Origin of the sequence: Saccharopolyspora soli, assembly GCF_022678645.1 — a bacterium.
GTDB lineage: Bacteria > Actinomycetota > Actinomycetes > Mycobacteriales > Pseudonocardiaceae > Saccharopolyspora > Saccharopolyspora soli.
The window spans coordinates 1-12,484 of the sequence record NZ_JALBWV010000005.1 but is presented as its reverse complement, the minus strand read 5'-3'; the positions used below and the strand labels follow the sequence as shown (position 1 = coordinate 12,484).

10 protein-coding genes are annotated in these 12,484 nt (G+C 67.8%); 8 read left to right on the top strand and 2 right to left on the bottom strand.

The window, feature by feature from the left end; genetic code table 11:
• Positions 1–226 precede the first annotated feature (226 nt).
• From MOQ72_RS05085 to MOQ72_RS05060, 6 genes are all read left to right on the top strand, one after another.
• Positions 227–1,354: a mandelate racemase/muconate lactonizing enzyme family protein gene (locus tag MOQ72_RS05085; protein WP_242180896.1), complete on the top strand. Its 1,128-nt coding sequence runs from the start codon at positions 227–229 to the stop codon at positions 1,352–1,354.
• Positions 1,355–1,472: 118 nt separating this feature from the next.
• Complete coding sequence (locus MOQ72_RS05080; protein ID WP_242180895.1) at positions 1,473–2,750, top strand: ABC transporter substrate-binding protein; 1,278 nt, start codon at positions 1,473–1,475, stop codon at positions 2,748–2,750.
• Between the two features lie 212 nt (positions 2,751–2,962).
• Positions 2,963–3,895, top strand: coding sequence for a carbohydrate ABC transporter permease (locus tag MOQ72_RS05075; RefSeq protein ID WP_242180894.1), 933 nt, complete (start codon positions 2,963–2,965; stop codon positions 3,893–3,895).
• On the top strand, positions 3,892–4,758 hold the full coding sequence (locus tag MOQ72_RS05070) for a carbohydrate ABC transporter permease (RefSeq protein ID WP_242180893.1): 867 nt from the start codon (positions 3,892–3,894) through the stop codon (positions 4,756–4,758). Before MOQ72_RS05075 ends, MOQ72_RS05070 begins: the two co-directional genes overlap by 4 nt.
• Before the next feature lie 6 nt (positions 4,759–4,764).
• Complete coding sequence (locus tag MOQ72_RS05065) at positions 4,765–6,129, top strand: class II fumarate hydratase (protein WP_242180892.1); 1,365 nt, start codon at positions 4,765–4,767, stop codon at positions 6,127–6,129.
• Between the two features lie 122 nt (positions 6,130–6,251).
• Positions 6,252–7,085 (top strand): SAM-dependent methyltransferase, encoded by an 834-nt coding sequence (locus MOQ72_RS05060; protein WP_242180891.1) that lies wholly within the window; start codon positions 6,252–6,254, stop codon positions 7,083–7,085.
• 34 nt (positions 7,086–7,119) lie between these two features.
• Here MOQ72_RS05060 and kynU read toward each other — a convergent pair whose 3' ends face one another.
• Both kynU and MOQ72_RS05050 read right to left on the bottom strand, forming a co-directional pair.
• Complete coding sequence (kynU, locus tag MOQ72_RS05055) at positions 7,120–8,346, bottom strand: kynureninase (protein ID WP_242180890.1); 1,227 nt, start codon at positions 8,344–8,346, stop codon at positions 7,120–7,122.
• A 131-nt stretch (positions 8,347–8,477) separates the two neighbouring features.
• On the bottom strand, positions 8,478–9,152 hold the full coding sequence (locus MOQ72_RS05050) for a type 1 periplasmic-binding domain-containing protein (RefSeq protein ID WP_242180889.1): 675 nt from the start codon (positions 9,150–9,152) through the stop codon (positions 8,478–8,480).
• Positions 9,153–9,328: 176 nt separating this feature from the next.
• Between MOQ72_RS05050 and MOQ72_RS05045 the strand changes: the two genes are divergently transcribed.
• On the top strand, positions 9,329–10,540 hold the full coding sequence (locus tag MOQ72_RS05045) for a HupE/UreJ family protein (protein WP_242180888.1): 1,212 nt from the start codon (positions 9,329–9,331) through the stop codon (positions 10,538–10,540).
• A gap of 207 nt (positions 10,541–10,747) precedes the next feature.
• The gene (locus MOQ72_RS05040) at positions 10,748–12,340 is read left to right on the top strand and encodes a purple acid phosphatase family protein (RefSeq protein ID WP_242180887.1); all 1,593 of its coding nucleotides are present in this window, start codon (positions 10,748–10,750) and stop codon (positions 12,338–12,340) included.
• Positions 12,341–12,484: the final 144 nt, after the last annotated feature.

Here is a 12,484-nt window from a genome sequence, read left to right as displayed (position 1 = left end):
CCACGACGTGCGGACCCATCGTATCCGCCGGGCGGACCCGCAACGGTCGAGGTCACGAGCCGTGGTTGACACGAGCGACGTGCGAGATCTAGGTTACTCAATCGATTGACTAACCTGGCGAGCGGCGAGCACGAAGCAAAGCCGATCACCGGAGTGGACGGCCAACAACACTCGGGTTCGGCTCCTCCCGACCGGAAGGCTTGGGTATCCGCCGATTGGAGTTCCGATGAGCAGGATCAACTCGATCGAGACCTACGTCGGCGGCCGGGTGTGCGTCGTTCACGTGACGACCGACGACGGACTGGAGGGCTGGGGGCAGACAGCCCCGGCGCAGCCGGACATCTCGGCGCACGTCCTGCACAACCTCGTGGCGGGGAACTTCCTCGGCCAGGACCCGTGGGAACTCGGTGTGCTGGTCGACCGCTGCATCCGGGCCGAGTACAAGTACCTCGGCTCCTTCCTGTTCCGCGCCCTCAGCGGCGTCGACACCGCGATCTGGGATTTGCAGGGCAAGGCGACCGGGCAGCCGGTGTTCAAGCTCCTCGGCGGTCGTGCCCGCCGCCGCATCCCCGTCTACGCGTCGAGCATGAGCCGCGAGACGGACCCCGAGCCGGAGGTCGAACGCCTGCGTCGGCTGATCGACGAGTACGGCTTCCAGGGCGGGAAGATCAAGATCGGCGCCCGCAACGGGCGCGACGCGGAGGTCTTCCAGGGCCGCACCCGCGAGCTCGTCCCGCTGGCCCGCGAGGTTCTCGGCGACGGGGTGGAACTCGCCGCCGACGCGAACGGCGCGTACTCGCCGGGACAGGCCGTCCGGGTGGGTCGCTTCCTCGAAGACCACGGCTTCTACCACTTGGAGGAGCCGTGCCCCAGTTGGGAATTGGACAACATCGGCTACGTCGCGGACCACCTCGATCTGCCGATCGGCGCGGGTGAGCAGGAGTTCTCGATGGAGATCATCCGGCGCATGGTGGCGGAGCGGCTGGTCGACGTCATCCAGCCGGACGTCTGTTACATGGGCGGTATGACCCGCGCCCGCAAGGTCGCCGACATGGCGGACATCGCGGGAATCCCGTGCACCCCGCACAGTTCGAACCGCTCGATGGTCCAGATCTTCACCGCGCACCTCGTGACGGCCAGTCCGGCGTGCGTCCAGTTCCAGGAGTGGAGCATCGAGGACCAGGAGCAGGACGCCCAGATCTACGCGCCGATCCCGGTCGTGCGCGGTGGAGCGATCGAGCTCGACGACAGTCCGGGGTGGGGGGTGTCGATCCTCGATTCCTTCCTGGAAGGCGCGACCCGGCAGGTGTCGAGCATCGACCGGGCCGGCGTTCGTATCGCGGGCGCCCCATGACCAGCGGTGCGCCATCCGAAGGCGTCCCGGTGTTGAAAACACCATTGGCAACAACGATCGATCGGTGAAATCGGCCCGTGGCGTGGCCAGCTGCACGACGATGTGGAGTGGGAACGGCATGACACGACTCAGCCGGAGAAGCCTGATCGCCGGTATCGGCGGGGCTGCGGCGACCGTGGCCCTGGGGAGCTGCGCGAGGTCTGCGCCCTCGGACGGCTCGACGGTCACGGTGATGAACTGGGAGGCGCTGGACGGGTCCGCTTACCCGGACGTGTTCACCGCTTTCGAGAAGGCGTCGGAAAAGCGCATCCGATATCAGTTCGCCGCCTCCGGGAACGATTACTGGGTGAAGACCCGGACCGTTCTCGGCGCGAGCAATCCGCCCGACCTGATCCGGATCGACGACGACTTCGTAGCGTCCTACGCCCGGACCGGGCGCCTGCACGACCTGCGCGATTTCATCGCGGCCAGCGGCTTGCGGGCGAGCGACTACCTCCCGGCCGTGTTCGACAACACCCGCCAGCCGGACGGATCGGTGGCTGGCTGGAGCCTCGGGATCCAGCCCCGCGTCATCTTCTACAACAAGACGATGTTCCAGCAGGTCGGAGTACCGCTACCGCCCACGACCTGGACCGCCGAGGGCTGGCGGTGGGACGACTTCCTGGCGGCCGCGCGTGCCCTGTCCATTCCCGGAAAGCGTTGGGGCGCCTGCATCCTGGACGATTCCGGCTTCGAGATGATCTACCCGGTGAACAACGGCGGCACGGGTCGCTGGTCGGCCGACGGCCGTCGGTTCACCCTCGCCGACCCGGCGGATGCCGCCGGATACCAGTGGGTCGCCGACCTGACGTGCGCGCACCGCGCGCAGCCGCGGTGGTCGGAACTGCAGAACGACGGCCGCGGCGCCGAACTGTTCGCGGCCGGTCAGGTCGGCATGATCCAGCGGGTGTCGAGTTTCGTGAACTACTTCCGCGAGAACGTGCACGACTTCGAGTGGGACATCGCCCCAATTCCCGCCCAGGTCGCCCAGCGGACCTATGGCAACCAGATCGTCTTCGCGATTCCGGAGGCCGCCGCGAACAAGCAGGGCGCCTGGGAACTGCTCGAATTCCTCACGACGATGCCGGGCGCCGGATTCTTCGCCGACGACGGCGCGTTCGTGCCCGGCCTGCGCGTGGCGGCCGAGCGGGCGACGGCCAGCGGAACCGAGCTGCCGCGGAACCTGGGGCTGGTGCTCCAGGCCGCCGACAACGCCGTGCTGCCGAGCCGGGTGGTCGCGGCGCAACAGGCCCTGGAGGTCTACCGGCCCGCCCTCGACGACGTCCGGAACTGCCAGGCGACCGCGCCGGACGTGCTGAACAGCATCCGGCCCGAGATCGAGGAGATCAGCCGGTAGGAGCCTGTTTCCATGCTCGTTTTGCTTTGCGGTGCGGGTGGCGGAACCTCAGACGCCGTCTCGACTCCGGGATCCCCGACTCATGTATGTCCGATACACCACGTCGGGGCTGTCCTCGCGAGACGACGTCTGAGAACCCGCGGCGGTGCAAGTGGCGTAGGTGGGCTAAGCGGCTTCGCCGCTTCAAAAACAAGAACAAAGACAGGTAAACGATGACGACTTCACTTCCTCCTCCTGCCTTGGCGGCGAAACGCGTGCCCCGCCGCCGTCCCGACCGCGTCCGGGAGGCGGTCACGGGATTCGCGTTCATCGCCCCGCTGCTGATCGGCATCGCCGTCTTCCAGGCGTATCCGATGATCACGACGACGGTGGCCTCCTTCACCGAGTGGGACGGTCTGACGCCACCGACCTTCGTCGGGTTCGAGAACTTCGCCCGACTCCTGTTCGACGACCCCATGTTCCACCAGATCGTGGTGAACACGTTCGTCTACATGGCAGGCGCGATTCCGCTGACCATCGTGGTGGCCCTGGTGCTCGCCGCGCTCGTCAGCCCGCAGCGGCGCAGCATGGTGGTCTTCCGGCTGGCCTTCTTCGTCCCGTACGTGGCCAACGTCGTGGCGATCAGCATGGTGTGGTTCCGCCTGTTCTCCGGCGAGGACGGCGCGGTCAACGACATGCTCGGTTGGCTGGGCATCACCGGACCGGACTGGCTGGTGACCTCGCCGTGGGCGATGGTGACCGTGATCATCGCGAGCACGTGGCAGAGCGTCGGCTACCCGATGATCGTGCTGATGGCCGGGATCCAGGCCATCCCCGCCGAGCTGCACGAGGCGGCGAGCCTGGACGGGGCGTCGCGGTGGCGCCGGTTCACCCGGATCACGATCCCGCTGCTGACCCCGTCGTTGTTCTTCGTCAGCATCAGCCAGTTCGTGGCCAGTTTCCAGGTTTTCGGCATCGTGTACGCACTGACCAAGGGCGGACCGGGCAACGACACCGACGTGTTCCTGCTGCACCTGTTCAACACCGCGTTCGGGGCCGGGCAGTTGGGTTACGCATCGGCGATGGCGTGGTTGCTCTTCCTGGTGATCGCGGCGCTCACCGCGCTCCAGTGGCGGCTTCAGCGGAAGTGGGTGTTCTACGGGTGAGCGCGATCTCCAAGACCGACCAGGGCACGCTGGCCCAGATGTTGCAGCGCAGGCGGGTGTTGCTGGGCGTCTACTACCTGTTTCTCGCGACGCTGGCGCTCGGCTTCCTCTTCCCGCTGATCTGGATGATCGCGACGTCGCTCAAGACCGGCTCGGAGGCGCTCTCCTCGCCGACGTCCGTCATCCCCACCGATCCCACGCTGGAGAACTACTGGGAGGCGCTGCAGATCCTGCCCACGTATTTCTGGAACAGCGTCAAACTGGCCTTCCTCAACGTCGCCGGGCTGCTGGTCGTCGCGTCGCTCGCGGGCTTCGCGTTCGCGCGCCTCCGGTTCCCCGGTCGCGATGTGCTCTTCGTCGTCGTGCTCGCCTCGGCGTTGGTCCCCCACATCGTCTACCTGATCCCGCAGTACGTGGTCTTCCGCGAGTACGGCTGGGTCGACACCCACTTCCCGCTCTGGGTCCCGCGGGCGATGACGCCGGTGTTCGGCACCTTCCTGATGCGGCAGTTCTTCCTCGGCATCCCGAAGGAGCTGGAGGAGTCCGCGCGCATCGACGGTGCGAACACGTTCACGATCTTCACCCGGATCATGCTGCCGTTGGCCAAACCGGCGCTCGCGGCCGTGGCGCTGTTCACGTTCGTCGACTCGTGGAACGACCTGCTCGGCCCGCTCATCTTCCTCAACTCGCAGGAGTTGCAGACAGTTCCGGTCGCATTGGCCCTCTTCCAAGGGGAGTTCTTCAGCAACGTGCCGGGCCTGATGGCTGCCGCGACGATCATCATCGTGCCCGTCTTCGTCGTGTTCCTGCTCGCCCAGAAGTACTTCGTGCAAGGCGTGATCATGTCCGGTCTGAAAGGTTGACGGCAGGTGAGTGCGATCTCGTCCGGTGACAACGTGCTGTGGGGGGAGGCGACGGAGCACGCTCTGCGGGCCTTCCCGGTGAGCGGACAGCAGATGCCGACGCCCTTCCTCGCCGCTCTCGTGCGGCTCAAGCGGGCGGCGGCTCGGGCGAACGGCGAGCTTGGACTGATCACGCGGGCTCAGGCGGACGCGATCGTCGCCGCGGCCGACCGGCTGCTCGTCGGCGACATGTGGGACCAGTTCCCGGTCGATCTCTACCAGACCGGCTCCGCCACCTCCAGCAACATGAACGCCAACGAGGTGATCGCCGCGCTGGCGACCGAGCAGGGCGACTCGGTCGAGGTCGCCCCGCACGAGCACGTCAACCGCTGCCAGTCGTCCAACGACGTCGTGCCGTCGGCGATGCGCGTCGCCAGCGCGGTGGCCGTGCGCGGCGAGCTGCTGCCCGCGGTAGACGAGCTGCACGCCGAGCTGGAAGCGAAAGCGCTCGCGTTCTGGGACGTGCTGAAGGTCGCGCGCACCCACTTGCAGGACGCCACGCCGATGCGCCTGGGGCAGGAATTCCACGGCTACGCGGGCCAGTTGGCCGGAGCCCGTCAACGGCTCCAGCGTGCACTGGACGAACTGGCCGTGCTCCCGCTCGGTGGTACGGCCGTCGGCACCGGGCTGAACGCGCACCCCGAATTCGCCCGCCGGACCTGCGCCCACCTCGCAGCCGAGCTCGGAATCGAATTCGTCGAGACGGACAACCACTTCTGCGCGCAGAGCACGCTCGACGACGTGCTCTCGGCGCACGCCGCCGTCACGACAACCGCGCTCGCACTGCACAAGATCGGCTGCGACATCCGGCTGCTGGCGACCGGCCCGCGCGCCGGGCTCGGCGAGCTGCGAGTCCCGGACGTGAAGGTGTCGAGCAGCATCATGCCGGGCAAGGTGCCGCCATCGGTGATCGAGTCGCTGACGATGGTCGTGGCGAGGGTGGTCGGGAACGACGCCGCGCTCCGCTTCTCCCAGACGGGCAGCATCCTTGAACTGAACGTCATGATGCCGGTGGTGATCGCGGCCGTGCTGGAGTCGGTCCAGCTCCTGGCGTCGGCCGTGTCGAACCTGACGCGCCAGTGCATCCGGGACATCGAGGCCACCGAGGTCGGGCCGCGCAACGTGGCCAGGAGCGTCATGCTCACGACCGCCCTCTCCCCGCACATCGGCTACGCCGCAGCCGCCGCCATCACCCGCGACGCGCTGAGCAGCGACGACGACATCGAGACAGTCGCTGCCCGGCACGGCATCTCCCGTGAGCAGTTCGCCGAATGGTGCGATCCGCTCGCCATGACCGGCGACCCGCGACCGCCCGAGCAGCGCCCGACCTGATAGTGGGATTCCCGCAGATCCGGGATGGCGCGGGCGAGTGCCTCGGTCGTTTCCCGGTCCACGGCACGGCAGTTGACGCTATCGTGTCGCCGCATGCCAACCGCGGTGAAGGGACGCTTGCCATGACCGAACCTCCCGGCCCGATCGACACGACCCGCCCCAGCGCCGCCCGGATGTACGACTACGGCATCGGTGGCTCGCACAACTTCGAAGTGGACCGGCAGGCGATCGACGCCATCCACGCTGCCATGCCGCCCGGCCAAGGCCGACACATCGGCGTCGAGAACCGCGCGTTCCTGCACCGCGCGGTGCGGTTCTGCCTGCAACAGGGGGTGGACCAGTTCCTCGATCTGGGCTCGGGCATCCCCACCGTCGGCAATGTGCACGAGATCGCCCACTCGATCAACCCGGCGGCGCGCGTGGTCTACACCGACATCGAATCCGTGGCAGTGGCGACAACGCGACGGATGCTGCACGACGTGGCCAACGCCGACATCATCCAGGCCGACATCCACGATGCCGAGTCGATCCTGGAAGCCCCGGAAACCGAACGGCTGCTGGATTTCTCGCGGCCGGTGGCACTGCTGGCGGTAGCGGTGTTCCACTACGTCGCCCGCGAACACGACCTGCCAGCGCTGCTGCAGCGCTACCGCGCGCACCTGGTCCCAGGCAGTGTTGTGGCGATCAGCCACACCACGACCGACCACCAGTCCCAGGCATACCTGGAAGCGCACCGGCGGTGGAACGAATCCGGCTCCGAGGCAATGGTCATGCGCACCCACACCGAGGTGGCGGAACTCTTCGAGGGCCTGGACCTGGTAGAACCGGGTATCACTTGGACGAGCACGTGGCGGCCGGACCAAGCAACTGGCTCCGAATGGCCGTCGGAAGCATCAGCCTGCTGGGCGGGCGTCGCGATGGTACCACCGGACATTGTGGACGGATCTCGCGGCTGAATCGCCGGTAGTCCAACGGAATTCGGAACCGCCGTCAACGCTGGGCTGTGCTGTGTGCGCGGATGACGTCCATGGCGCGCCAGGTCTCGGCGAACCCCGTGGTCAGCGGCGACAGGCCGATCCGGATGCCGTCCGGTGGCCGGAAGTCGATGATGACTCCCGCCTCGATCAGCCGTCGGGACAGCTCGGCGGCGTCCGAGCGGGCGATGGTCACATGCGCCCCGCGCTGCTCGGCGTTTCGCGGTGAGGCGATGCGCATGCCAAGCGGTACCAGCCAATCCTCGGCCAGTGCGGTGACCATCTCGGTCAGCGCGACGGCTTTCGCCCGGATGCGGTCGATCCCGGCTTCGGCGACGAGTGCCACGCCCTCTTCGACGCCGACCACGCCAGTGATCGGCGGTGTCCCGGACAGGGCCCGCCGCACTCCAGGAGCCGGGGTGTACGCGTGCTCCATGTCGAAAGGCGACGCGCCGCCCATCCAACCCCACACCGGCTGGCGGAAGGTTTCCTGGTGTTCCTCGCGCACGTACAGGAAAGCAGGCGCGCCGGGCCCGGCGTTGAGGAACTTGTAGGTGCAGCCGACCGCGAAATCCGCGCCCGCGGCGTCCAGGTGGACGGGAATGGAACCAACGCTGTGGCACAGGTCCCACACCACCAGCGCGCCGTGCTCGTGGGCGAGAGCGGTGAGGGCGGGCATGTCGGCGAGGTACGCCGAGCGGTAGGCGATGTGGGAGAGGGTGACCACGGCGGTTCGGTCGCTGAGCTCGGCCGCCAGTTGTTCGGCGGTCACGCCGCCGTCCGGGTCGCTGTCGATCCACCGCACGTCCAGGCCGAGTTCGTCGGCGATGCCCTGCACGACGTAGTTGTCGGTGGGGAAGTTGTTCCGGTCGGTGACGAACTCGGTGCGGCCAGGCCGCAGCGCCACGGCGGCACGCAGCAGCTTGTAGAGGCAGACGCTGGTGGAATCGGCGACGATCACCTGGCCTGCCGCGGCGCCGAGGGCGGCTTCGCCGAGGCGGTCGCCGATGCGTTCCGGCAGCTCCATCCACCTAGCGGACCAGGATCGGATCAGCCCGGTGCCCCACTCGTCGCGCACCAGCGAAGCCAACCGAGCCAGCGTCGCCTTCGGCGGCCGACCCAGCGAGTTGCCGTCCAAGTAGGCGACGATTCCGGCGTCGGCGGGGGAGACGAAGCGCTCCCGGAAGCCCGCGAGCGGATCCTGCTCGTCGAGCGCGCGAGCGTCCTCAAGGGTCGTGGCCATGCGAATCGTCTTCCTCTCCGACCAGGAGCACGGCGGGATCGCGACAGGTCGATCTCTGTCTAGCAGGTCGACTCCGCAGCAGCTCCTGGCTCGTCGTCCGGCGCGGGTGCCGATCGCCAGGACTACGAAGCTCAGTTGAGCCAGATGACGATTCCGGTCAGGCCGTTGAGCACGCTGGCGACGCCTGCTCGGACGGCGGCCGCGGTGCGCTCGGGCGTGAACGAGGCGGGGTCGTACGTCGAGGACATGCCGAGGCCCTCACCGCGGAATGACGCGCCCGCCCAGTCGGCTGCGGTGACGTTCGCCGTGGGTTCGGCCAGTTCGGCGCCGACGACGAGGAACTGCTGGTCGAGGTGGTTGGGCGTCACCTGGGCCAGCGGATCGATGAGGTCGTTGCCAGCGCTGATGATGAGGTCGGGCGCCAGGTCCATGGCCTGGGTGATGCTCGGGATGAACTGGTCGGGCCTGGCGGCCTGCACGGTCTTGAGGCTGACGCGCTCCTGCTCGGCCCACTCCGTCACGGCGGTCACGAGGGTCTTGGTCTGGGGGTCGTCTCCTGCGGTGAGCAGCACCACGCGGTAGCCCGGCGACGGATGGACCCCGTCCCAGGAGCCGGGACGCGGCGTGATCGTCGCCTCCGGGGTGGGCGGTGCGGTGGGGTCGACGAACCCGTGGCCGAGGGTGCCGACCGGGCTGGGTTTGGCGTGCGGTCGGGACCAGTCGTCAGGGGAGCTGCATCCGCTGATCAGTACGGCGATCGCGGCTAGTGCGGCCAGCGTCCCGGCAGCCCGAAGTCGCGAGCGCAACGAGATCGTCCTCCGAAGGGTGGCGAGAAGGTCGCTTCCTTCCTACCTCGAAGACCAGCGGTTTGCGATGCGTGGCGTGCCTCCGTCGGGATCCGGTCGCCGCTTGTTCGCCCGTGGCCTGCCGGTTGTTCACCTGCCCCGAGCAGTCTGCGGTCGTACAACAGAAAGAGGAGTTCATGCCGTGCTTCCCCCGACGTCGGGCCTATGCCGTCGTCGCCACCGCTGTGGCGGCAGCGGTAATCGTGTTGAACGCCCTGCCCGCTCTCGCGCACGGCTTCACCTCGACCGTTTACGCGGATGTCACCGCACCGGACACCGGACACGTCCGCGTCGAGCTCGGGCTGGAGTACGACCTGCTCGTCGTCTCGGCTGCCGACTACGAGCGGGATGATCCGCTCTTCCAGCAGGGCAACGGGGCATTCGAAGCTGGGGACTCGGCTGCGCAGGCCGCTGCTCTCGACGCCCACGCCGATTCGGTCGTCAAGTACGTGACTGAGCGCTTCAGCGTCACGGGCTCCGAGGGTGCCTGCACCCCGATGCGGGACGGCGACTTCGCGATCGAGCAACGCGAGGGCGTCGCGTACGCGCGGCTGGTCCTCGACTACCGGTGCCCGGAGTCCGCCACTGCGCACGAGGTGCGCAGTGGGCTGTTCCCCGATTCCGAAGGCTACGTGCGCGACACCAAGACGATCGTCACCTACGACCTCGACTTGAAATCCGGCAGCGCCGCACTCGACGCGCAGCATCCCTCGTTCTCCACGCAGCAGTCCCTGCCCGAACGGTTCTGGGAGTTCTTCCGGCTCGGAGCGGAGCACCTGCTCACCGGGCTCGACCACATCCTGTTCCTGCTGGCGCTCGTCGCGGGGTCCCGCCGCCCGCGCGAAATCGTGCTGGCGGCAACGACGTTCACGCTCGCCCACTCGGTGACCTTCATCCTCGCCGCCCTCGGACTCGTGCGAGTGCCTGCTTCGTTCGTCGAGCCGGTCATCGCCCTCTCGATCGCGGTCGTCGCGGGCTGGCCGCTCTGGCGGCTGTGGCGGCGCGGGTCGCACGCCACCGATCTCGCGACGGCCGGTCGTTTCAACCTGGACCGGGTCGGCTGGACTCGGCTCGCGGTGACCTTCTGCTTCGGTCTCGTGCACGGGCTCGGTTTCGCCGGGGCACTGGGGATCAACGCGGCGTGGTCGTGGACGCTGCTGTGGTCGCTGCTCGTCTTCAACGTGGGTATCGAGGTCGTGCAGCTGGCGATCATCGCGGTCGTCTTCCCGCTGCTCGCACTGCTGCGCCACCGCGCACCGGTCGCGGCGCGGTGGACCACCGGGGTGATCGCGGCGGGTGTTTGCGCAATGGGCCTGGTGTGGTTCGCGCAACGCGTTCTCGGATTCTGAGCGGACATACGGGATATCGGATATTCCGGATCAAGGCGTCGTTTGTCCGCAATGCGGTGCAAAACGGCTTCGAAAGCGGGGCTGTCACCTCCGCTCTTCCGGCTTGCGCAACCTGCCCGCCCGTCCAAGTTCACCTGGGCCACATCGACACGGGAAACGCTGGCAAGGCTTTTCACCTCTCTCCGATTCGGAACGAACGGAAACTCGATGAAGTTCATCAATTCGACGCAGGTGTCCGCGCCTGTTCGACGACGCGTCGCTCAGGGCGCCATCGCGGTGGTCATGGGCGTCACCGCGGCGTTCGGCAGCGGCCTGGTGACTGCGGCGAACGCTGCCGATGCCGCGATGCCGACCGGTATCGTGCTCGGCGTCGGCGCCAACGAGTCCCAGCGCGTCGTGAGCTGGTACTCCTCGGCTGACACCGCGCAGGTCGTGCAGATCGCGCCGACGGACAAGATCGTCGACGGCGAGTTCCCCGCGAAAGCGACCACTTTCCCGGCGACCGTCGCCGCGAACAGCGTCAACGGCGGCTTCAACGGTCACGCGACGATCGACGGCCTGAAGCAGGACACCGCGTACTCCTACCGCGTCGGCGCTGACGGCGCGTGGTCCCCGACGTACTCCTTCAAAACCCAGAAGTTCAAGGGCGACTTCGACTTCCTGTTCTTCGGCGACCCGCAGATCGGCTCGTCCGGCGACGTGGCGAAGGACGGTGCTGGCTGGGCTGACACCCTGAACGTCGCGACGTCGGCGAACCCGAACGCCGAGCTGCTGGTCTCGGGCGGCGACCAGGTCGAATCCGCCAACACCGAGCCGATGTGGGACGCCTTCCTGGCGCCCGACAAACTGCGCCAGTACCCGTGGGCCGCGACCATCGGCAACCACGACGTCGGCGGCAAGGCGTACGAGCAGCACTTCTGGACCCCGAACACCGACCGTTCGGCGCCGTTCTACAACGGCAGCTCCGACACCCGCTCCGGTGGCGACTACTGGTACATCTACAAGGACGTCCTGTTCATCGACCTGAACAGCAACGCCTACGCCAACGGCTCTGACGCCGCGCACATCGGCTACGTCTCCGACGTCGTCAACGCGCACGGCAAGGACGCCAAGTACACGGTGCTGGTCTACCACCACTCGATCTACTCGCCAGCCTCGCACGCGAACGACGGCGACAACCAGCTGCGCCGCCAGGACTTCCCGACCGCGTTCTCGCAGCTCGGCGTCGACCTGGTCCTGCAGGGGCACGACCACAGCTACTCCCGCAGCTACGTGATCAACAACGGTCAGAAGGCGAACCCGGACGAGCAGCCCGGTGCCGCCCAGGTGGCACAGGGCCCAGGCGGCGTCATCTACGTGACGGCGAACTCCGCGTCGGGTTCGAAGTACTACGACCTCACCGCTCCGGACACGACCAAGGACCCGAACTACGGCCCCGACCCGCTGAACCCCAAGAACCACTGGGCCAACTCGGTCGAGAACCAGGAGCACGTCCGCACCTACGTGAAGGTCCAGGTGCGTGACGACAAGCTCGTCGTCGAGAACCTCCGCAGCGGGACCTGCGCTGCTCCCAACGCCGCGGTGGAGCTGGGCCAGGAGTCGTGGTGCGGCCCGAACAACGGTGCCGACCCAGCCCCGCCGGTTGGTTCCACGGTCGACAGCGTCGTGATGCTGCCGCACTCCGACAAGGACAAGAACGTCCCTGCCGACGCGCCTCAGCCGGTTTCGGCTGAGTCCAACTGGGTTCGGCAGGAGGCCGGGGATGGTGCCGCACCGGTCGCCGTCACTTCGCTGAGCTGATCCCGGTCGCGCCAAGTGGTGGGGGGGGGGGGGGGGGGGGGCCCCCCCCCCCCAACCCCCCCCCCCCGGGCCCCCAGATGGCGGGTTAACAGAGGTGCACCCCGTAAAACCCCGTCCGCCCCCACCCCGGACCCCCCACCCCGG